Origin of the sequence: Acinetobacter sp. V89_4 (assembly GCF_029967875.1) — a bacterium.
GTDB lineage: Bacteria > Pseudomonadota > Gammaproteobacteria > Pseudomonadales > Moraxellaceae > Acinetobacter > Acinetobacter oleivorans.
This window is the reverse complement of the sequence record NZ_JASCAI010000004.1, coordinates 1-21472: the sequence shown is the minus strand read 5'-3', so window position 1 is coordinate 21472 and position 21472 is coordinate 1. Positions and strand designations below refer to the sequence as shown.

Sequence of the window (21472 nt, the reverse complement as noted above, 5' to 3'; positions counted from 1 at the left end):
ATAAATTTGTTAATATGCGCCCCTGAGGTGAGCTGGATGGTCGCTGCTGTGGAGGTCTTCGTGACTGAAGCAGGGGAGGAAAGTCCGGGCTTCATAGGGCAGGGTGCCAGGTAACGCCTGGGCGGTGAAAGCCGACGGAAAGTGCAGCAGAGAGTAGACCGCCTCATTCGTGAGGTAAGGGTGAAAGGGTGCGGTAAGAGCGCACCGCGTGTCTGGTAACAGTTCACGGCATGGTAAACCCCACCAGAAGCAAGACCAAATAGGAATCCTGAGGTACGGCCCGTACTGGATTCGGGTAGGTCGCTTGAGCGTATGAGTGATTGTACGCCTAGAGGAATGACCATCCTCGACAGAACCCGGCTTATAGGCTCACTTCACCTAATTTATTTAAAATTTTTCTTGACGTGCATTAAAGAAACTAAGATAATGCGCGCACAGTTTTCGGCTATGTAGCTCAGTTGGTTAGAGCACCGCACTCATAATGCGGGGGTCACAAGTTCAAGTCTCGTCATAGCCACCATTTTATAGACCACGCTCCTGCGTGGTCTTTTTTTATGCTCATTTTTTGATTAAACACAGTTTGTAAAGACCGACTTTATAGTTGTGGCATTGTTTGTCTACGTCAATTTCTTCATGTTCTTATAACACTTAACAAGGATGTTGAAGACATGAAAAGGTCATTATTATTTTTAGGGATTTTAAGTTTAACAGCGGGAGTTCAAGTTTCTGCAGCTGATTTGAGTTGGGGAGATCCAACTTTAGACTCGGGTCAATTTAAAGTTTCTGGCGCGGTACGCTCCCGTTATTTGCATAAAGATTATGTGGTTGATGCAAATGAAGGTTCTCAAAATGATGACTGGCGGCTAACCGATATTAAATTAGTGTTAGGTTATGAAAATCCAGATTGGATTGCAGGGACGGATGCCCGTTGTTATCAATATGATCGCTTATGCGATGCAATTTTTCTAAAAAAAGCATGGGTAGGTTATAAGTTATCTGACCAGCAAAGAATCACGGCAGGTTTACAACCCGTTGACTTTGGTTTTGGCGAATTTTGGGGAAGTAGTTATTACGAAACACTTTTAAATACAGTGGGTTTAGAAGATATTGATAATTTGGGTATCAAATATAAATTTGCAGATGATAAATATAATTTGACCTTAGGTTTTTATCCATCTGATGGAGGAAATTATAAGGGACCATCAAAGGATTCAAGTCGTTACAGTGGTAATTTTGTTGAAGCTGATGATTTGACCAATGGCACCAATATTGAAGAAAAGAATATGTGGATTGCCCGAGCGTCTAGGAAATTTGAACTAGATAAGTCTCAAAATTTTTCGACTGAGCTAGGTGGGTCAGTTTGGTACTCTGATCTAGAAAATAAAAGAACAAATATAGATGGGCACCGAAAATCTTGGAATATTTTTGCTCAAACGCAATATCAAGCGTGGCAATGGATGGTCTTGGCTGGTAAACAAGATGTGACTAATGGCGATGATTTATTTCCAAATAGTTCAACTATTGGTGCATTCGACTATCCATATCAAGTCGCTAATAAAGGTAAGTATTTGGTCAATGAAATTAACTATACCTTTGCTCAGCCATTCCATCAGATTGAAAACATTAAACCTTATATCTCTCATAGCCGCTTTTTTAAAGATGAGGATGGTTATAAAGACTCTGAACGTTTAATTGCCGGAGTTTATTTTAATTACAAAGCTATTGGTATTCAGGGTGAATACATTATGAGTAAAAATGATCCAATGGTGGGCGGTGGGGCTGATGGTCTTGCACAAGGTAGTAGCAATGACTGGGATAAATTGTTTTATCTCTCAATTGGGTATTATTTCTAAAATTTAAGAGCAATTTATTGCCCTAAGTGGATAGGCCTCACTTAGGGCTTTTTTTAAAGAAAGACTTTTTCAGGCGGAGGTTCACGTTTGACTGCGGGTGAAACGAGTTGGCCTCGGCTTAAGTTTTGCACATGTTGCAATCGATTAAGTAATTCATTTTGAATGAACAAAATGCAAGTTTGTAATTTAGATGAGCTTTTGAGTCGTGATGGATAAACTGCCCAGACATCTGCATCTTGCCAGTACTCAGGCAAAATATGCTGAAGTTGGCCAGTAATCAATTCGTCTGCAACATCCCAAATTGATCGGAAAATAATACCATGGCCTTCTATGGCAAGCTGATGAATAATTTCGCCGTTATTAGAAACAAAGCGTGGTTTGACATGAACCGAGACATCTTCAGAAGTATGTCGAAATTTCCATAGCACAGATGATTGATCACGCTCACTAATCGTCAAACAATCATGTGTTTGCAAATCTTCAATGCTGTCTGGTACACCGTGTTTAAGTAAATAACTCGGTGCTGCACATAAAATTCGAAAATTAGAAGCTAACTTCTTCGCAATCATGTTTGGCGCAATTTCATTACCAATTCTAATATCCAAATCAATACTGTGTTGAATCAAGTCCTTGGTATTGTCGATGGTGTCAAAATGAATCTGAAGCTTTGGATAAAGCATCATTAATTTAGACAGAATTGGTGCGATATGCTTTCTGCCAAAACCAAAACTACTAATAATATCCATACGACCTGTGGGCGTACTGAGCGGGTTATTGACTAGTTCACAGACTTCATCAAATTCTTCAAGAATATTTGAAACTCTCTCAAGGATGAGTTTGCCATCTTCCGTTAGGCTAACGTGACGCGTACTGCGATGAAAAAGTTTGCAGCTCAACGTGTTTTCTAAAATATTAATTCGCTTGCTAATAAAAGCTGGCGATGTCCCAAGTTCCTCAGCAGATTCGACAAAACTTTTTAGTTTGGCGACTGTGCAAAAAACCTTTAAATCCGATAGGTTAGGTAGATTGTTCACGATCCGTGTCCATTGGAGTGATAGTTCCGTTGTTGATCATTTTTGCTTAAAACATCATGTTTAAGCCATACAAGGATATTAGTCGAAGGTGTGAAGGAAGCTTATGGCAAAAAGATATAAAGTTGCCACGATTGCAGGCGATGGCATTGGTTTAGAAGTTCTACCAGAAGGCATTAAGGTTGTAAAGGCAGCGGCAGAGAAGCATGGTATTGAGCTTCAACTCGATGCTTTTGATTGGGCAAGCTGCGATTACTACCTTGAGCACGGCAAAATGATGCCAGATGACTGGTTTGAAACCTTGCAAGGTTACGATGCGATCTATTTTGGCGCTGTAGGCTGGCCAGATAAAGTGCCCGACCATATTTCACTTTGGGGTTCGCTACTTCAGTTCCGTCGTGGTTTTGACCAATATGTGAATTTACGTCCAGTGCGCTTAATGCCGGGTGTGAAATGTCCATTAGTAGGTAAAAAACCAGGCGACATCGATTTTTACGTGGTTCGTGAAAACAGTGAAGGTGAGTACTCAGCCATTGGTGGTAAAGCTTTTGAAGGGACAGACCGAGAGTTTGTTTTACAAGAAGCCGTATTTACACGCCATGGTGTAGATCGCATTTTGCGTTATGCATTTGAGTTTGCAAATCAGCGTGATGCGAAAAAAATTACTGCAGCGACTAAATCAAATGGTATTGCTGTCAGCATGCCGTACTGGGATGAACGCGTTGACGCGATGGCAAAACAATATCCACAAATTCAGGCTGATAAACAGCATGTTGATATTTTAGCGGCGCGTTTTGTGTTGCAACCTGAGCGTTTTGATGTGGTTGTAGCATCCAATTTATTTGGCGACATTCTTTCCGATTTAGGTCCTGCATGTACGGGAACCATTGGTTTGGCTGCTTCAGCAAATTTAAACCCAGAAAGAAAATTTCCATCATTGTTTGAACCTGTACATGGTTCGGCACCAGATATTTACGGTAAACAAATTGCTAACCCAATTGCTGCGATTTGGTCGGGTGCCATGATGTTCGAGTTCTTTGGTGAAGAAGACGAGCGCTGCATCCAAGCAGGTCAGGACATTATGCAGGCGATTGAGCATGTATTAATTAATGGGCCAAAAACAGCCGATATCGGCGGTCAGGCAAAAACTTATGAGGTAGGAGATGCAATTGCATCGTGTGTAGCCCAAATTAAAATGGACGTGTTCGCTATGGAATAACGCCATCCAAAAATGGATGTATGGATATGGATAATCAAAACACAAAAATTTATACGGATAAAGTTCTTGCCGTAACCAGCTTACTGTTTGTATTTATTTCAGTTGCTGGTTTGGCGATTTATTCGCAAGAGTCGATCAAAATTGCTGCAACATGGATGCAGTGGACGACATCGGTATTTACAACACCGGTATTACTGTTTGCTTTTTTAGCCATTATTTTTACTTTTGGTTTGGCCTTTAGTAAATACGGAAAAATCAAACTAGGTGAAGGAAAGCCTCAATACACCACTATGTCATGGATTTTTATGTTCATCTTGTCTGGTATTGGATCTTCTACACTGTACTGGGGCTTCTTGGATTGGGCTTACTATTATCAAACGCCAGGTTTGAGCTTACCGCCTGAGTCAGCAGAAGCATTGAAATATAGCGTGGCTTACTCGTTTTTTCATTCTGGTTTAAGTGCGTGGGCAATTTATGCTTTGGCATCAATTTCTTTGTGCTACAGCTACCATGTGAGAAAAAATAAAGGCTTAAGTTTGGCTTCTGTGATTGAAGCGGTAACAGGCTTTAAATCAACCGGTGTGGTTGGACGTTTAGTTGACCTTATGTTCTTGCTTTGCATGTTTGGTGCATTGACGATTTCATTAGTACTCACCGCCGTGACATTTACCAATATTTTGTCTCAGCTTACAGGTATTCCAAATACCTTTATGACTAAGGTCATCATTATTTTAGGTGTTTCGGTTCTGTTCGCACTCAGTTCTTATGTGGGCATGGATAAAGGCATGCAGCGTTTAAGTCACATGGTGTGCTTGGGCGTGGTGTTATTTGCGATTTATGTACTTTGCTTTGGTCCAACGCAATTCATTTTGAATAATTCATTAATGAGTTTCGGTCTAATGGCAACCAACTTTGTTGATATGAGTCTGTTTACTGACCCAATGGGTGATGGCAAATTTACGCGTGAATGGACTGTATTTTACTGGTTGTGGTGGATTTCATATGCGCCGGGTGTGGCACTGTTCGTAACGCGTGTTTCGAAAGGCCGTACCATTAAAGAAGTCATCTTTGCCATGGTGATTGGCGGTAGTGTCGGTCTTTGGTTCATCTTTGGTGTGTTTGAAAACTACAGTGTTTATAGCTTTATTCATGGAGCTGTAAATGTACCGCAAATCTTAAGCCAACAAGGTGGTGAGGTTGCGATAGGTCAATTACTCAGCCTGTTACCTGCTGGAAAGCTGATGATGTGGATTTTCCTCGGCATTATGGTGGTGTTCTTGGCAGCACACATGGATGCGGTAGGCTATGCAGTTTCAGCAACATGTACACGTGGTTTAAGTGAAGGGCAAGATCCATCGCCAAATGCCCGTTTGTTCTGGTGTGTCATGCTGACTTTAGTTCCAATTGCCATGATCTTTAGTAAAGCACCTTTAGACACCATGAAAACAGCAACCATTGTGACGGCTTTACCATTCATCGTGATTATTCTGATTCAAACCTATGGCTTAGTGAAATGGCTGATTCAGGATTATGCCAAAGTCCCATCGCATTTAATTGAGCAACAAGGTTATGATGAGCAAGAAATTGGTTTAAACCAGTCTCAAGATGAACATGCAAAACGGATGCAGCTTGAGCTTGCAAGCTCAATCAAACTGGATAGAAAAACCAGCTAGAGGGAACGGTAATGACTACACATGAACAGACCACTTATGCCTTAAGTGAAGAAATGCAAAGCCTAGTGTACTGGAGCAGCATTTATTCACCAGCAGATGCAGATATTGACTCAGTCCGTGCGGCCTATGACGCGATGTGCCGACACTACACTTTACCACGTGATGGCAAGATTGAAGTTGAAGATCGCTTTGTTGCAAATGATGAGCATCAAGTTCCTGTTCGTGTGTATTTACCAAAAACCGATCGACCTGAGTCAGGTTGGCCATGTGTATTGTATTTACATGGTGGTGGTTGGATGGTTGGCGGGCTCGATTCACATGAGTTTATTACTAGTTATTTGTGTCAGGACTTAAATGCAGTTGTCATTAGCGTAGATTACCGCATGGCACCAGAGCACCGCTTTCCAGCAGCTTATGAAGATTGTTTAGCAGTTTATCAATGGCTTAAAAAGCATGGTTCAACTTGGCAGATCGATAGCGAAAATATCGTTCTAGCAGGGGATAGTGCTGGCGGTAATTTAGCAGCAGCCCTTGCAGTGCATCTACAGCATAGTGGTATGCAAGCTCAAGGACTGGCTTTGGTTTATCCGTGTTTAACTACAGCGCTTGATACACCAGCCGCACAAAAGCACGCCCATGCGCCGTTGTTAACGGCTGAAGATATGCATTTTTATTTAAAGGAATATGCACCGAATTCACAAGATTGGCAGGATTTACGTCTAGCACCTTTATTGGCACCTGATTTTTCAGATATGCCTATGAGTTTCGTAGCGGTTGCAGAGTATGACCCTTTAAGTGATGACGGTTATCGCCTTACCCAAAAACTGGAACAAGCAGGCATCCCGAGTGAGTTCCATTTAGGCAAAGGTTTATTACATGGCAGTTTACGTCTGATGCGTGATTGCCCAGAAGTTCAACAGTTATATCAAAACATGCTGAGTGCGATACGTCGTATGTTTGGCAGTACCGAAAAGACATCAGTTTAATATCGAGTCATTTGGACGAAAAGAATTTAATGGAGTAAAAACATGAGTGCAGTTGAAAAATTACCTGAAGATTTTTGTGCAAACCCAGATGTTGCATGGACTTTTCCTAAAGTTTTCTATACTTCATCGCAAGTTTTTGAGCATGAGAAAGAAGCAATCTTTGCTAAAAGCTGGATTTGTGTTGCACATGGCAGTGAATTGGCACAACCGAATGACTATATTACCCGTAAAGTAATTGGCGAAAATATTGTCATCATTCGCGGTAAAGATAGCGTTTTACGTGCGTTTTATAATGTATGTCCACACCGTGGTCACGAACTTTTAAGTGGCAGTGGTAAAGCAAAAAATGTAATTACCTGCCCATACCATGCTTGGACTTTCAAGCTAGACGGTAGCTTGGCTTTGGCACGTAACTGTGACCATGTTGAATCTTTCGATAAAGAAAACTCAAGCATGGTGCCTTTAAAGGTTGAGGAATATGCAGGCTTTGTTTTCATTAATATGGATGAAAATGCAACTTGCGTAGAAGAGCAACTTCCGGAATTTGCTGAGCGTTTAAATCAAGCATGTAGCGTGATTAAAGATCTGAAACTGGCTGCACGTTTTGTGACAGAAACGCCAGCAAACTGGAAAGTAATTGTTGATAACTATCTAGAGTGCTATCACTGTGGGCCTGCACATCCTGGTTTTGCTGACTCAGTACAAGTTGATAAATATTGGCATACCACACATCAAAACTGGACTTTACAGTATGGTTTTGCTCGCTCATCTGAGAAGTCATTTAAGCTTGATCCATCAATAACAGATCCTGAGTTTCATGGTTTCTGGACTTGGCCTTGTACTATGTTCAACGTACCACCGGGCAGCAACTTCATGACTGTGATCTATGAGTTTCCAGTAGATGCAGAAACGACTTTGCAGCATTACGATATTTACTTCACGAACGAAGAACTCACTCAAGATCAGAAAGACTTAATTGAGTGGTATCGCAATGTATTCCGTCCTGAAGATTTGAACTTGGTCGAAAGCGTACAACGTGGTTTGAAATCACGTGGTTATCGTGGTCAAGGCCGTATTATGACTGACAAGCAACGCTCAGGAATTAGTGAGCATGGTATTGCTTACTTCCAGCATTTAGTAGCGCAGCATCATAAATAAAACAAATGGATTTATTCAGGTGTAAAGATGACTTACACCTGATTCTTCAGTTAGGAAGATGATATGTCGAGTTTACAAAACACTGAATTATTTCAGCAACAAGCCTATATTAATGGGCAATGGCTAGCTGCACAGTCAAATACAACAGTTCCAGTGACTAACCCAGCTACAGGCGAAGAAATTGGCACAATTCCAAATATGGGAGCGGCCGAGGCTACACAGGCGGTTGAAGCTGCTTATACTGCTTTACAAAGTTGGAAAGCTTTAACGGCTCAAAATCGTGCAGATATTTTATTAGCTTGGTACAAACTAGTTCTAGATCATACCGATGAACTTGCTTTAATCATGACCATTGAACAAGGTAAACCTTTGGCAGAAGCGAAAGGTGAGGTGCGTTATGCTGCATCATTTATTCAATGGTTTGCTGAAGAAGGTAAGCGTATTTATGGTGATGTGATTCCAACCGTCAATAACCAGCAGCGTTTTATTATTAGTAAAGAACCTGTGGGTGTGGTGGCTGCGATTACGCCGTGGAATTTCCCAATCGCCATGATTACCCGTAAAGCAGCACCGGCTTTAGCAGCTGGATGTACGGTCGTGATTAAGCCAGCGAATGAAACGCCTTATTGTGCTTTAGCGATTGCGAAGCTTGCAGAAAAAGCAGGTATTCCGGCTGGTGTGATTAACGTCGTTACAGGTAAATCACAAGAAATTGGTTCGGTATTTACTTCACATGAAAAAGTGAAAAAATTGACCTTTACTGGCTCAACTCCAGTAGGGCGTTTATTGATGCAGCAGTGCTCAAGTACCATTAAAAAATTAGCGCTTGAGTTGGGCGGAAATGCTCCACTGATTGTGTTTGATGACGCCGATTTAGATAAAGCTGTACAAGGTGCGATTTTTGCCAAGTTCCGTAATGCAGGCCAGACCTGTGTTTGTGCTAACCGCATTTATGTACATGACAATATTTATCAAGCTTTTGCCGAGAAGTTTGTACAAGAAGTACAAAAGTTTAAAGTTGGTAATGGGCTAGAAGATGGTGTTCAAATTGGCCCATTAATTAATGAAAAAGCAGTGTTAAAAGCACAGCAATTGATTGATGATGCAGTCAGTAAAGGTGCTAAGGTTGCTTGCGGCGGGAAACAACATGCTTTGGGACAAACCTTTTATGAGCCATCAGTTCTAACGAACGTTGACCGTACAATGGAAATTATCCAAGAAGAAATTTTTGGTCCAGTTGCGCCCCTTATTCGCTTTACAGATGAAGCAGACGTCGTGGCTCAGGCAAATGACACCATTTTCGGTTTGGCAGCTTACGTTTACAGCGAAAATATTTCACGTTTATGGCGAGTGTCAGAACAACTTGAATATGGAATGGTCGGTATGAATGCCACAGCAATTTCAAATGAAGTTGTACCATTTGGTGGTGTAAAACAATCAGGCGTCGGGCGTGAAGGCTCAAAGTATGGTCTTGAAGAGTTCATGACCATTAAATACATGTGTTTAGGGCTTTAAGGATAAGCCCTAACAACAAGAATATGCGGTAAAAGAAGGATTCTAATATGGCTAGTCATTATGAAATGTTCCCGGCAGTTGTTACTCATGTGGAGCAGCTAACCCCTTTAATCAAACGGTTTACGTTCAAACGTCAAGATGGGCAGAACTTTCCTCGATTTAGTGGGGGAAGCCATATTATTGTCAAAATGAATGAGCAACTTTCAAATGCTTACTCATTGATGAGTTGTACGCAAGATCTATCGACTTACCAAGTCTGTGTTCGTAAAGATGTGGAAGGTAAGGGTGGTTCGGTTTTTATGCATGATCAATGTAATGAAGGCTGTGAAATTCAGATTTCAGAACCAAAAAATTTATTTCCATTAGCGGAAACAGGCAATAAACATATTTTAATCGCAGGTGGTATTGGTATTACACCATTCTTGCCACAAATGGATGAGCTTGCAGCACGCGGTGCTGAGTTTGAGCTACATTATGCTTATCGCTCACCTGAACACGCGGCTTTATTAGATGAGTTAAAACAGAAACATCCTGATCATGTGTTTAGTTATGTTGACTCAGAAGGTTGCGCATTAAATTTGGATGAACTGATTTCATCACAACCTAAAGGCACGCATGTCTATGTCTGTGGACCGAAACCCATGATTGATGCTGTGATTGATTGCTGTAATAAGCATCGTTACCGCGATGAGTATATCCACTGGGAACAATTTGCTTCAACAGTTCCAGAAGATGGTGAAGCGTTTACGGTAGTACTTGCTAAGTCTAATCAGGAAATTGAAGTACAAAGTAATCAGACAATTTTACAAGCCATCGAAACATTAAATATTGATGTGGAATGCTTATGTCGTGAAGGGGTTTGCGGCACATGTGAAACTGCTATTTTAGAAGGTGAAGCAGAGCATTTTGATCAATACTTGAGTGATGCAGAAAAGGCTTCACAAAAGAGCATGATGATTTGTGTATCAAGAGCAAAAGGAAAAAAACTAGTATTAGATCTCTAATATATTTCTTTGGTTGATCAATTGTTTAAAGTGCGAATTTGCTAAAAAATGAACAAATAATGATGATCTGAATCTTATTTGTTCATTTGATGGAGTTTAATGGTTTTGAACTCTTGACCTGCTATACAGAACTATAGATAATGCGCACACAGTTTACGGCTATGTAGCTCAGTTGGTTAGAGCACCGCACTCATAATGCGGGGGTCACAAGTTCAAGTCTCGTCATAGCCACCATTTTAAAAACCATGCTCATGCATGGTTTCTTTTTATCTGCTTTTTACATATTAAAATGTTTTTCAATCGTATCGAGTGTTTTTGAGCTTTGATAAAAAGGAGCTAAAAGCGCTTGTAATAACGGTTCTAAAATACCATGTTCATTAAAGGCATTCATAACCTTTGGATAAAAACGTAAAGCTTCAGTTTGTAAGTCGCTTTCGGTTAAACCAATCTCACTTAATACTTCAAATAAACTCTGGTCTTTATAAAAGTCATAAAAAACTTCGACACCATACAAAATCAGATCTTGCATGAATTGCGACTGGCGTAACTCTTTCCAGTATTCGTAAATTAAAACAAAAAACTCTTCAACATCGAGAGGAGTGAGTTGCTTCATAAACTCATACATTTTTTTATGTCTAATATCTTCCCAGACATGACGCACTAGGCTTTCTAAATCTTCACTCGATAAAAGACTTAATTCTGTGAGTTGCTCATGAATAAAGCTGGCAATCCAAGTTTCAAGTTTATGCTCAAGACGTTGTTGCTGTAGAAAGGAGAACTTTTTGAGTTTGTGTTGCCATTCAAAGTGATAGTCATCAACTCTAGATGCGCTTAGAAATTTTGGTAATTTTTGTTCTAAGGTTGAGGTGGCAATATATTGGCAAAGTTGTTGTACAGAAGGACTACTTCTTAAAAACTGATTGAGATAAAGAGGAATATGTTCCATTTCTAAAAATTTGGAGAGCCACATTTCAAATTGGTGGTCAGATACCAATTCTTGTAGCTGAATTGGAGACTTCATGGCAGATAGATAAATACGCTGCGCAATTTCCCCAATAAACTCAAGTAAACCAGCACCTAGCTGCATTTCAAAAGCATAACGTTTCACAACGGCTTGTAGTTGCTCTAAATCCACCACTTCATGAAGCTTGATTTCGTCAGCATGTTGCATAAACAGTTGAATGAACTGCTGGAAATAAATAGGTGAGTTTTCTATAGATAATTGTTTTTTGAAAAAATCCACCTGCTCAAGCAAAAGTGCTTGAGCAAGTGCTGTAGTTTTTGATGAGTTTTCCTGCTCAGTCATTCGCTGTCCAACCGTTGACAATCGGATAACGTCGTTCACGACTAAATGCACGAGAAGTAATTCTCGGCCCAATCGCGCCTTGACGACGTTTATATTCATTACGATCAACTAAACGGATAACTTTTTCAACTACTTCTTTATCAAAACCTTTGGCAATAATATCTGCCTGACTTAAATCTTCTTCAATGTATGCGTAAAGAATGGCATCCAATACATCATATGCTGGTAAAGAGTCTTGGTCTTTTTGGTCTGGGCGAAGTTCTGCTGAAGGTGGACGAGTAATAACACGTTCAGGAATAACAGGAGTTTCACTTAAGCTATTACGGTATTTTGCTAATTCAAATACGATAGTTTTATAAACATCTTTTAGAACTGCAAAGCCACCAACCATATCACCGTAAAGTGTACAGTAGCCAACTGAAAGCTCAGACTTGTTGCCAGTAGCGAGTACTAAATTACCAAATTTATTTGATAATCCCATGAGTAATGTGCCGCGTGCGCGCGCTTGTAAGTTCTCTTCGGTTGCATCTGCTGGTGAGTTGCCAAAGAAAGGATACAAGGTTTGCATAAAGCTATTTACAACTGAATGTATTTCAGCAATACCGAAAGTTACACCCATGCGACGAGCTTGTTCTGCCGCATCTTCTACACTAATTTGAGAAGTATAAGTATAAGGCATCATTACGGCTTGTACTTTTTCTGCACCAATTGCATCAACAGCAATAGCAAGTGTAAGGGCAGAATCAATACCGCCAGATAAACCTAAAATTACACCAGGGAAACCTGAACGCTCTACATAGTCACGTGTTGCCAGAACTAAACCTTGATAGATCTCTGCAAATGTTTCTAAAGCAGGAGCTGATTCTGTGACTTTAAACGCTTTGTTTTTGGGGTCAAATTCAGCGATGTAGAGGTCTTCTTTAAAGCTCGGTGCTTGTAAAGCAATTCCACCATCTTTATTGCTGACAAAACTTGTGCCATCAAAAATTAAATCATCTTGTCCGCCCACTTGGTTAACGTACACAATGTTGAGGTGAAGTTGTTTTGCAAGTTCACTTAAGGTTTGTGTACGGTGCTGTGGTTTACCGACTTCGTATGGTGATGCATTTAATACAAGAACAGTATCAACATTTAATTGGCTTAGCTGTTTTACGGTATTAATTGACCAGATATCTTCGCAAATCAATACACCAAACTTGTGTCCAAGATATTCAAACACCAAATGCTGATGTCCTTTTTGGAAATAACGTTTTTCATCGAAGACGCCATAGTTTGGTAAATTGTGTTTGTTAAAAACACCCAAAACTTGACCGTCTTTCATGACAGCAGCAGAATTATAACGTTGACCATCTTCTGTCTGGTTCACAAATCCGAAAACCATAACAATATCTTTAACTTCGGCAAGTTGAGCAAAAGCCTTTTGCATACGTTTATTTAAATTTGGACGTAGCAATAAGTCTTCAGCTGGATAACCAATAACAGAAAGCTCGGGAAAAATAATCAGGTCAGCGTTTTGTTTTTTCGCCTGATTTACTTGCTCAATCATCTTTTTGGTGTTTGAGTCAATATTGCCAATATGCGGAGAAAACTGAGCAAGGGCAACTTTAAAACTTTTCATTCAAACCTAATCCTAGATCATAACGAATATAGATACACATAGTGTTGATTTTTATAGATATAATTTTTCAACGATGTGTATGATACGATATTAAACAATTAAAATAGTAAACAAAAATGTCAAGATCAATAATATATACCAATCACATATTTTCTGCGTAAAAATAACGAGATTTTCTGTATAGAATAGAAACAGGCTTCATTATTTTTATTGTTTGTATACTGCCTTATCACAAGCCAATTTGGAATAAGGGCGTTATATTTTTTTCAATAATTTGAATTAAATAAGAGTGATTTTATAGCTTAGGTAAGTATTTCTGATTTATAAGAATTCTCATTTACATTGAGCAAGAAATGTTACGTTCAAAGAATGATTGATTATTTAGTTACAAATGAAGTTGCGGTGAACAGATAATATTTGGGATTTTACCAGAGCAAATGTCACGGGCAATTTCACCTTGTTGTTCAATGTTATAAGAGCTAAAAGCCTTGTGGGGAGAGTAGGTGTATTTATAGGGGTTGTAACTTTTAAAGCTCAGATAATAGGCTGATTGCAGTAAGGCGCCTTTAAGTAGTACATGAATGCCTTTTTGATACTGCATGACATGAGTGAGTTCGTGAATAAAAATACCCTGCATAAATTTAGATTCTAGAGCATAATTTTCACTGTAATCGGAAAGATTGACATAAATATTTCCGTTTGGAGCCATAAAAATACCGTAAGACTGCCAAGGAAGGTAGCGAGTAGCAATAATTTTAGGTTGTTCACAATTGAGCATGTCGCCAAAGACCATTTGTGCTAATACTTTTTCTTGGGCCGTCAAATGTCTAATGGGGTAGTTTTTTAAGTGACGGAAAATAAAAAGTGTAAGAAGAATAAATTGTGTGCGAATTAAGCGTTTAAAGGCATTAAAAAGTAGCATAGCTTTGCCATTAAATGAGTTCATCTATTTCTTTAGCATACTATAGGTTAGATATCGCGAAATAAAGAGGCATGGTTATTCATTAGTTTTATCGTTCTGTTTTAAAAATATAAAGCTTTAAATAGATCTAGTTTTCTTATTACTGTGAATAAAAGAGTTCTTGGATAAGAAAAGCAAAAGCCCCAGTTAAAACTGAGGCTTTACGACAACTAAAATCACAACAGCAAATAAAATTAAGGTTGGCATTTCATTAAAGAAGCGCCAGAACTTATGTGACTTGTAGTGAGCATTTCCAATGAGTTTTTTACGGTAGTAGCCACATGCCAAATGGTAGATGACTAACAAAGCGACTAAAGCGACTTTAAGGTAAAACCATGTTGCCTGATGGTAATGTCGAGTTGCATCGCCCCAATCCACAAGAAAATGAGCAGTAATTAATGTGGCAATCAGAGAAGGCCACATAATTCCACGATACAACTTACGTTCCATTACTTCAAAGCGTTGATGACTAACAGCATCTTCACTCATGGCATGATAAACATATAGACGTGGTAAGTAGAACAAAGCAGCGAACCAACAAACCACGGCAATAATATGTAATGCTTTTACCCACAAAAAAGCATCAGAAGGTGCATCCATCGATAATCCTAGGTGGGATTATGCATCCCACTTCTTGAAAATAAGGCAAGCGTTAACGCCGCCAAAGCCAAAACTGTTACTCATTACAGTATTCAATTTTGCATCACGTTTTTCAAGTACGATATCAAAAGGTTTTGCACCTTCATCAAGTTCAGTTACATTGATGTTTGGTGCAATAAAGTCGTTTTGCATCATTAGAACAGAGTAAATAGCTTCTTGTACACCAGCTGCACCTAAGCTATGACCTGTCATAGATTTAGTTGAGCTAAGAGGAGGTACATTGCCTTCGCCAAATGCACGTTCCATTGCTTTAAGTTCTGTAATATCACCAGCTGGAGTAGATGTACCATGTGTATTTACATAGTCAATTTTGTCTACGCCATGTTGCTTAGCTTCTTCAAGCGCCATTAACACACAACGTGTAGCACCTTCACCGCTTGGAGCAACCATGTCTGCGCCATCGCTGTTTGCAGCATAACCAACAACTTCAGCTAAAATGTTAGCGCCACGTGCTTGAGCGTGTTCAAGTGATTCAAGTACTACGAAACCACCACCGCCAGCAATAACGAAACCATCACGGTCTGCTGAATATGGACGAGATGCTGTTTCTGGAGTTTCATTGTATTTTGAGCAAAGCGCACCCATTGCATCAAACAATAAACTTTGAGACCAATGATCTTCTTCACCACCACCAGCAAGCATAAGGTCTTGTTTGCCGAGTTGAATCAGGTTGTACGCATAACCAATTGCGTCAGCAGAAGTTGCGCAAGCACTTGTAATTGTATGAGCAATACCTTGCAGTTTGAATGCAACACCTACGTTTGCAGTAATAGTGTTTGACATGTTGCGTGGTACGAAGAAAGGTCCTACTTTACGTGCACCTTTAGTTTCTAAAAGCTCTGTCATTTCAACAACAGATGCAGTTGAACCACCACCTGAACCGCCTGCGATACCGTAACGTGGATTACCACCGATTTGCTCAGCAGTAAGACCTGCATGTTCAACAGCAGCTACAGCAGCATTGTAAGCGTACATTGCACATACGCCCATAAAGCGTTTTAACTTACGATCAATATGATCAAAATCTTGTTCTGCAGCAGCGCTCACATGACTTTTAAAATTGAGTTCAGCATAAGTTGGGTTAAAACGTGTCCCGGAGATTCCATTTTGAAGTGAATGAGTAACTGCTTCTAAAGAGTTACCGATACATGAGTTAATACCCATACCAGTGATTACAACACGTTTCATCTACAGGTCCCTTTATGGTGATATTAAGAGTCTATGGTGATCAACAGCTATGAAAACAAATAGGAGAATATAGCTGTAAGAAAACAAGACTCATGTTTTTTCGTTGTTAACATGATAGCAGAAAGGATTTTTATTTCTTATGGCAAATCTTTATGACAATTTTACATTTAAAAAAAATAACTAAATACATAGTATGTTGCATTTAGGGTTAACTAAAATACACACATTCAAGTTGAGATAAATCCACATTCCACCTAGTATTTATGTCTAATTAGATAAATTAAAAAATCGAGGTACTTGATGACAAAATTTAATAATAATCAATCTGACAATTTGTTTTCTCAGGTCTTCGGAGTGGCTAAAAAGCTCAGTTCTACAGGATTGAGTATCTTGCAACAGAACCAATCAGGTGACGTCAGTAAGGTAATTGAACCAATTCCAACTGGGAAAACAGTTGAAGGAAAATCGAGAACAAAAAGCCCATTTGAAGTTGAGCAATATGAAAGTCCTCAACAAATGCTGCGAGAACAATTGCCGAAAGTAACTCGTCAGGTCTTTGGGCGACATTTTACAAAAGTAAATGGTGTGGCTACATTTCTTTCCCCTGATTGGGATGAAAAAATCTCAGGTTATTTATTTGATTGGCTGAATGACTTTAGTTCAAAAAGCACCTTAACTGAAAAAATCCTAGAAGAAGCGGGTGCTAAAGATTTATTTGAGCTCACTAAAGATACGGGCCGTTCTCAGCGTTTAAGTCAGGCGCTTATTGAACAAAATAAATTAATTGCAACTGTACAAGGTGCAATTACAGGCGTGTCGGGTGTAGTTGGCGCCGCTGTAGATATTCCTGTTTCACTCGTGCTGGTTTTAAGAACGATTTATCAGACTGGTAGATCACATGGTTTTGAACTTCTGGAAGTTACAGACCAAGACGTTGTCGAGTTTATCTTTAAAGAAGTTGATATTAGTCTGATTGCTGAAAAGCAAACTTTATTGATAGCTTTAAAAACATTACGAAATATGTTGGAAACGCAAGATATTCATCAATTTCAGCAAGTGTTAGGCTCAGCTACCGATTTTGATACTTTAAAGAACTGGTTAGTCGATGAAGATGGAGAGTTTAAATGGGGTTGGTTAAATCGTATTCCTAAACTTTCAGCTTTTGGCAAAGTTACACCTGTTGCTGGTGCTGTTTTAAGCGCCGTATATAGTTGGAAACTACAAGAAGATGTTGGTCATAAAGCACAAGCCATTTTTGGCGCTGCCAGACATTATTTAAATGAGCATCCAAGTGAGCATTTATCTCCGCTACAAGCCTATTATGCTGCAGTTACGCTCATTCAGAAGGCTAGTCCTCGTCTTTTAAATGTGGGTGAGGATGGTAATATTCATGCTGCACATCATAAAGTAGAAAACCATGATGTCATTTCAAAAGTATCTATTGTCTTAAAGCCTACAGAAAGTAAAAAGAGTGAAGAAAAAATTCAGGAAAATGTTCATCAAGGTATCGAGCAACTTGCTGATAAACATGTAGAGGAACATGAGCATACTGAGCAAAAACCTGCTTTAACTCCTGAGGAAGATGAAGAGGAGTTGAATGATAAAAAATACTCTTAACAATACGCTTACAAATAAGAGGTTTAAAAATAAAATTTGAACTCTATTTAGATTTGTAAGTTATCCTGTCAAAGATTGATATGGTCAACATTTGGTACGTATTGCCGTGTTGACCATTTTTGCATCTTAGCTTACAATTATGTGCCCTTAAAAAGAGGTATTTTCTTTTTAAGGTTTTTTAATAACGGGAGAATTGCCATATGGCAACAACGAATCAGTTGATCCGTAAGGGTCGTACGACTTTGGTTGAAAAATCCAAAGTTCCTGCGTTGAAGGCTTGTCCACAACGTCGTGGTGTTTGTACACGTGTTTATACAACTACACCTAAAAAACCTAACTCAGCTATGCGTAAGGTTTGCCGTGTTCGCTTAACTTCAGGTTTTGAAGTATCTAGCTACATCGGTGGTGAAGGTCATAACCTACAAGAGCACAGTGTTGTTCTTATCCGTGGTGGTCGTGTTAAAGACTTACCAGGTGTACGTTACCATACCGTTCGTGGTTCATTAGACTGTGCTGGTGTTAAAGATCGTAATCAATCACGTTCTAAATACGGTACTAAGCGTCCTAAGAAGTAATTCTAGGAAACTAGTCCAATAAGCCCTTTAGCGTTTCGCTTGTTTGAATTCTTCATAGATTTGTAATTCAAGCGACGTATAGTAAGGCCAGCGTCGTGTACATGACACTTGTACAAACTGCTGGATTATCCTGAAGTGTCATATTATTAGGTGTATTAAAATGCCAAGACGTCGCGTAGTCGCTGCTCGTGAGATCCTTCCAGATCCAAAATTTAGCAGCCAAACAATCGCTAAATTCATGAACCACGTAATGCAAGATGGTAAAAAATCTGTTGCTGAAGGTATCGTTTACGGTGCTTTAGAACGTGTTCAAGAAAAAAACAAAGTAGACCCAGTTGAATTTTTCGAGACTACTCTTGAAAAAGTTCGTCCTATGGTTGAAGTAAAAGCACGCCGTGTTGGTGGTGCTACTTATCAAGTACCTATGGAAGTACGCCCATCCCGTCGTACTGCCTTAGCTATGCGTTGGTTAGTAGATGCTGCTGCTAAGCGTTCTGAAAAAACGATGGCTTTACGTCTTGCTGGTGAGTTGCTTGATGCAGCTGAAGGTAAAGGTGCAGCAATCAAAAAACGTGAAGATGTGCACCGTATGGCTGAAGCTAACAAAGCCTTCTCTCACTACCGTTTCTAAGCGGATAAAACAGGCCTTATTCAGGAGAATATTCATGCGTACAGCAGCTCGATTCAACATTGCTCTTTATCAAAGTGGGAGCTTTGCAGGTATTTAAGTTGCCTGTTTGGATATTCGCGCGCATCAATTTAATTGGTGCGTCCTGTTTTAAATATAACATTTAGGAATGTAGACATCATGGCTCGCCAAACCCCAATTACTCGTTACCGTAACATCGGTATTTCTGCGCACATTGACGCAGGTAAAACAACTACAACTGAACGTATTTTGTTCTACACAGGTGTATCTCACAAAATTGGTGAAGTACACGACGGTGCAGCAACAATGGACTGGATGGAACAAGAGCAAGAGCGTGGTATTACAATTACCTCTGCTGCTACAACTTGTTTCTGGTCTGGTATGGGTAACCAATTCGAACAACACCGTATCAACGTAATTGACACCCCGGGACACGTAGACTTCACAATCGAAGTTGAACGTTCTATGCGTGTTCTTGACGGTGCGTGCATGGTTTACTGTGCTGTAGGTGGTGTACAACCTCAGTCTGAAACTGTATGGCGTCAAGCGAACAAATATAAAGTGCCTCGTTTAGCATTCGTGAACAAGATGGACCGTACTGGTGCAAACTTCTTCCGTGCTGTTGAGCAAGTTAAAACTCGTTTAGGTGGTAATCCTGTACCTATCGTTGTGCCAATTGGTGCTGAAGATACATTCCAGGGTGTTGTTGACCTTATCGAAATGAAAGCGATTATCTGGGATGAAGCATCTCAAGGTATGAAGTTTGAATATGCTGATATCCCAGCTGACCTAGTTGATACGTCTAACGAATGGCGTACAAAAATGGTTGAAGCTGCGGCTGAAGCTTCTGAAGAATTAATGGACAAGTACCTTGAAGAAGGTGATCTTTCTAAAGAAGAGATCATTGCAGGTTTACGTGCTCGTACATTAGCTTCTGAAATTCAAGTAATGCTTTGTGGTTCAGCGTTCAAAAACAAAGGTGTTCAACGTATGTTGGATGCTGTAATTGAATTCTTACCATCACCTACAGAAGTTAAAGCGATCGAAGGTATCCTTGACGACAAAGACGAAACTAAAGCGTCTCGTGAAGCATCTGACGAAGCTCCGTTCTCTGCGCTTGCCTTCAAAATCATGAACGACAAATTCGTAGGTAACTTAACATTCGTACGTGTTTACTCTGGTGTTCTTAAACAAGGTGATCCGGTTTATAACCCAGTTAAATCTAAGCGTGAACGTATCGGTCGTATCGTGCAAATGCATGCGAACGAACGTCAAGATCTTGATGAAATCCGTGCAGGTGATATCGCAGCGTGTGTAGGTCTTAAAGACGTTACTACAGGTGATACATTATGTGATGAGAAAAACATCATTACTCTTGAACGTATGGAATTCCCAGAGCCAGTAATTTCATTGGCTGTTGAACCAAAAACTAAAGCAGACCAAGAAAAAATGTCTATCGCTTTAGGCCGTTTGGCTAAAGAAGATCCATCGTTCCGTGTTCGTACAGACGAAGAATCTGGTCAAACAATTATTGCTGGTATGGGTGAGCTTCACCTTGACATCATCGTTGACCGTATGAAGCGTGAATTCGGTGTTGAAGCGAACATTGGTAAACCAATGGTTGCTTACCGTGAAACGATCAAAAAGTCTGTTGAACAAGAAGGTAAGTTCGTACGTCAAACTGGTGGTAAAGGTAAGTTTGGTCACGTATATGTACGTCTTGAGCCGCTTGATGTTGAAGAAGCTGGTAAAGAATACCAATTCGTTGAAGAAGTTGTTGGTGGTGTAGTACCTAAAGAATTCTTTGGTGCGGTTGACAAAGGTATTCAAGAACGTATGAAGAATGGTGTATTGGCTGGTTACCCTGTTGTGGGTATCAAAGCGACATTATTCGATGGTTCTTACCATGATGTCGACTCTGATGAATTGTCGTTCAAAATGGCTGGTTCATACGCTTTCCGTGACGGTTTCATGAAAGCTGATCCTATCCTTCTTGAACCAATCATGAAAGTTGAAGTAGAAACTCCAGAAGACTACATGGGCGATATCATGGGTGACTTAAACCGTCGTCGTGGTATGGTTCAAGGTATGGATGATCTTCCTGGTGGAACTAAAGCAATTAAAGCAGAAGTTCCATTGGCTGAGATGTTTGGTTACGCGACTCAAATGCGTTCTATGTCTCAAGGTCGTGCGACTTATTCTATGGAATTCGCTAAATACGCTGAAACTCCACGTAACGTGGCTGAAGGCATCATCGCTAAGTTCCAGACTGGCGGTAAAAAAGGTGACGACGAGTAATCTTTCGATTACTATAAGCCCAAACTAATTCTTAGTTAAAAACCAAGCGCTCGTGCAGTGACCCTGCATGAGCAGTTTATAAAGGAAGATCATCATGGCTAAAGCCAAGTTTGAACGTAATAAGCCACACGTAAACGTGGGCACAATTGGTCACGTTGACC

The 21472-nt window shown here is 39.9% G+C and carries 17 protein-coding genes, 2 tRNA genes, 1 other RNA gene and 1 pseudogene; 15 read left to right on the top strand and 6 right to left on the bottom strand.

Translation table 11 applies throughout. The annotated features are described in order from the left end of the window. Positions 1-24 precede the first annotated feature (24 nt). The 3 genes from rnpB (at position 25) to QLG01_RS02395 (ending at position 1853) form a co-directional block, all read left to right on the top strand. Positions 25-380: RNase P RNA component class A (rnpB, locus tag QLG01_RS02405), an RNA gene on the top strand. Positions 381-443: 63 nt separating this feature from the next. Continuing rightward, positions 444-520, top strand: a tRNA-Met gene (locus QLG01_RS02400). 148 nt (positions 521-668) lie between these two features. Then, on the top strand, positions 669-1853 hold the full coding sequence (locus QLG01_RS02395; protein WP_282495751.1) for a porin: 1185 nt from the start codon (positions 669-671) through the stop codon (positions 1851-1853). 53 nt (positions 1854-1906) lie between these two features. Here QLG01_RS02395 and QLG01_RS02390 read toward each other — a convergent pair whose 3' ends face one another. After that, positions 1907-2887, bottom strand: coding sequence for a LysR family transcriptional regulator (locus QLG01_RS02390; protein WP_144735423.1), 981 nt, complete (start codon positions 2885-2887; stop codon positions 1907-1909). 103 nt (positions 2888-2990) lie between these two features. On the opposite strand from QLG01_RS02390, the gene QLG01_RS02385 reads away from it, so the two are divergent. The 7 genes from QLG01_RS02385 (at position 2991) to QLG01_RS02355 (ending at position 10673) form a co-directional block, all read left to right on the top strand. Then, the gene (locus QLG01_RS02385; protein WP_126645151.1) at positions 2991-4103 is read left to right on the top strand and encodes a tartrate dehydrogenase; all 1113 of its coding nucleotides are present in this window, start codon (positions 2991-2993) and stop codon (positions 4101-4103) included. A 20-nt stretch (positions 4104-4123) separates the two neighbouring features. Next, positions 4124-5776, top strand: a complete 1653-nt coding sequence (locus QLG01_RS02380) for a BCCT family carnitine transporter (RefSeq protein WP_174765476.1) — start codon at positions 4124-4126, stop codon at positions 5774-5776. 11 nt (positions 5777-5787) lie between these two features. After that, positions 5788-6762, top strand: a complete 975-nt coding sequence (locus tag QLG01_RS02375) for an alpha/beta hydrolase (protein ID WP_282495750.1) — start codon at positions 5788-5790, stop codon at positions 6760-6762. A gap of 42 nt (positions 6763-6804) precedes the next feature. After that, the gene (cntA, locus tag QLG01_RS02370; RefSeq protein ID WP_282495749.1) at positions 6805-7920 is read left to right on the top strand and encodes a carnitine monooxygenase subunit alpha; all 1116 of its coding nucleotides are present in this window, start codon (positions 6805-6807) and stop codon (positions 7918-7920) included. A 63-nt stretch (positions 7921-7983) separates the two neighbouring features. Further along, positions 7984-9435 (top strand): NAD-dependent succinate-semialdehyde dehydrogenase, encoded by a 1452-nt coding sequence (locus QLG01_RS02365; protein ID WP_282495748.1) that lies wholly within the window; start codon positions 7984-7986, stop codon positions 9433-9435. Positions 9436-9482: 47 nt separating this feature from the next. Beyond that, positions 9483-10439 (top strand): carnitine monooxygenase, reductase subunit CntB, encoded by a 957-nt coding sequence (gene cntB / locus QLG01_RS02360; RefSeq protein WP_282495747.1) that lies wholly within the window; start codon positions 9483-9485, stop codon positions 10437-10439. 157 nt (positions 10440-10596) lie between these two features. Continuing rightward, a tRNA-Met gene (locus QLG01_RS02355) sits at positions 10597-10673 on the top strand. 43 nt (positions 10674-10716) lie between these two features. On the opposite strand, the gene QLG01_RS02350 is transcribed toward QLG01_RS02355, so the two are convergent. The 5 genes from QLG01_RS02350 to QLG01_RS02330 form a co-directional block, all read right to left on the bottom strand. Next, positions 10717-11745, bottom strand: coding sequence for a hypothetical protein (locus QLG01_RS02350; RefSeq protein ID WP_199945401.1), 1029 nt, complete (start codon positions 11743-11745; stop codon positions 10717-10719). Beyond that, positions 11738-13363, bottom strand: a complete 1626-nt coding sequence (locus tag QLG01_RS02345) for an NAD+ synthase (RefSeq protein WP_013198780.1) — start codon at positions 13361-13363, stop codon at positions 11738-11740. Before QLG01_RS02345 ends, QLG01_RS02350 begins: the two co-directional genes overlap by 8 nt. 385 nt (positions 13364-13748) lie before the next feature. After that, the gene (locus QLG01_RS02340) at positions 13749-14309 is read right to left on the bottom strand and encodes a hypothetical protein (RefSeq protein ID WP_049838149.1); all 561 of its coding nucleotides are present in this window, start codon (positions 14307-14309) and stop codon (positions 13749-13751) included. 162 nt (positions 14310-14471) lie between these two features. Further along, a complete protein-coding gene (locus tag QLG01_RS02335; RefSeq protein WP_049838148.1) occupies positions 14472-14924 on the bottom strand; it encodes a CopD family protein in 453 nt (150 codons plus the stop codon). 18 nt (positions 14925-14942) lie between these two features. Then, positions 14943-16172, bottom strand: coding sequence for a beta-ketoacyl synthase N-terminal-like domain-containing protein (locus QLG01_RS02330; protein WP_004641618.1), 1230 nt, complete (start codon positions 16170-16172; stop codon positions 14943-14945). A 300-nt stretch (positions 16173-16472) separates the two neighbouring features. On the opposite strand from QLG01_RS02330, the gene QLG01_RS02325 reads away from it, so the two are divergent. From QLG01_RS02325 to QLG01_RS02305, 5 genes and pseudogenes are all read left to right on the top strand, one after another. Further along, positions 16473-17789, top strand: coding sequence for an EcsC family protein (locus QLG01_RS02325; protein ID WP_282495746.1), 1317 nt, complete (start codon positions 16473-16475; stop codon positions 17787-17789). Between the two features lie 200 nt (positions 17790-17989). After that, positions 17990-18364 (top strand): 30S ribosomal protein S12, encoded by a 375-nt coding sequence (gene rpsL / locus QLG01_RS02320; RefSeq protein ID WP_002050319.1) that lies wholly within the window; start codon positions 17990-17992, stop codon positions 18362-18364. A 160-nt stretch (positions 18365-18524) separates the two neighbouring features. Then, on the top strand, positions 18525-18995 hold the full coding sequence (gene rpsG, locus QLG01_RS02315) for a 30S ribosomal protein S7 (protein WP_004638185.1): 471 nt from the start codon (positions 18525-18527) through the stop codon (positions 18993-18995). Positions 18996-19172: 177 nt separating this feature from the next. Further along, on the top strand, positions 19173-21311 hold the full coding sequence (fusA, locus tag QLG01_RS02310; protein ID WP_005303124.1) for an elongation factor G: 2139 nt from the start codon (positions 19173-19175) through the stop codon (positions 21309-21311). Between the two features lie 94 nt (positions 21312-21405). Next, positions 21406-21472: pseudogene (locus QLG01_RS02305) on the top strand (elongation factor Tu); the annotation flags it as partial.

Excerpts from the sequence above, each read along its gene's own strand:
- QLG01_RS02395 (WP_282495751.1), top strand. The coding sequence starts at position 669 with ATGAAAAGGTCATTATTATTTTTAGGGATTTTAAGTTTAACAGCGGGA.
- QLG01_RS02385 (WP_126645151.1), top strand. The coding sequence starts at position 2,991 with ATGGCAAAAAGATATAAAGTTGCCACGATTGCAGGCGATGGCATTGGT.
- QLG01_RS02380 (WP_174765476.1), top strand. The coding sequence starts at position 4,124 with ATGGATATGGATAATCAAAACACAAAAATTTATACGGATAAAGTTCTT.
- QLG01_RS02375 (WP_282495750.1), top strand. The coding sequence starts at position 5,788 with ATGACTACACATGAACAGACCACTTATGCCTTAAGTGAAGAAATGCAA.
- cntA (WP_282495749.1), top strand. The coding sequence starts at position 6,805 with ATGAGTGCAGTTGAAAAATTACCTGAAGATTTTTGTGCAAACCCAGAT.
- QLG01_RS02365 (WP_282495748.1), top strand. The coding sequence starts at position 7,984 with ATGTCGAGTTTACAAAACACTGAATTATTTCAGCAACAAGCCTATATT.
- cntB (WP_282495747.1), top strand. The coding sequence starts at position 9,483 with ATGGCTAGTCATTATGAAATGTTCCCGGCAGTTGTTACTCATGTGGAG.
- QLG01_RS02350 (WP_199945401.1), bottom strand. The coding sequence starts at position 11,745 with ATGACTGAGCAGGAAAACTCATCAAAAACTACAGCACTTGCTCAAGCA.
- QLG01_RS02345 (WP_013198780.1), bottom strand. The coding sequence starts at position 13,363 with ATGAAAAGTTTTAAAGTTGCCCTTGCTCAGTTTTCTCCGCATATTGGC.
- QLG01_RS02340 (WP_049838149.1), bottom strand. The coding sequence starts at position 14,309 with ATGAACTCATTTAATGGCAAAGCTATGCTACTTTTTAATGCCTTTAAA.
- QLG01_RS02335 (WP_049838148.1), bottom strand. The coding sequence starts at position 14,924 with ATGGATGCACCTTCTGATGCTTTTTTGTGGGTAAAAGCATTACATATT.
- QLG01_RS02330 (WP_004641618.1), bottom strand. The coding sequence starts at position 16,172 with ATGAAACGTGTTGTAATCACTGGTATGGGTATTAACTCATGTATCGGT.
- QLG01_RS02325 (WP_282495746.1), top strand. The coding sequence starts at position 16,473 with ATGACAAAATTTAATAATAATCAATCTGACAATTTGTTTTCTCAGGTC.
- rpsL (WP_002050319.1), top strand. The coding sequence starts at position 17,990 with ATGGCAACAACGAATCAGTTGATCCGTAAGGGTCGTACGACTTTGGTT.
- rpsG (WP_004638185.1), top strand. The coding sequence starts at position 18,525 with ATGCCAAGACGTCGCGTAGTCGCTGCTCGTGAGATCCTTCCAGATCCA.
- fusA (WP_005303124.1), top strand. The coding sequence starts at position 19,173 with ATGGCTCGCCAAACCCCAATTACTCGTTACCGTAACATCGGTATTTCT.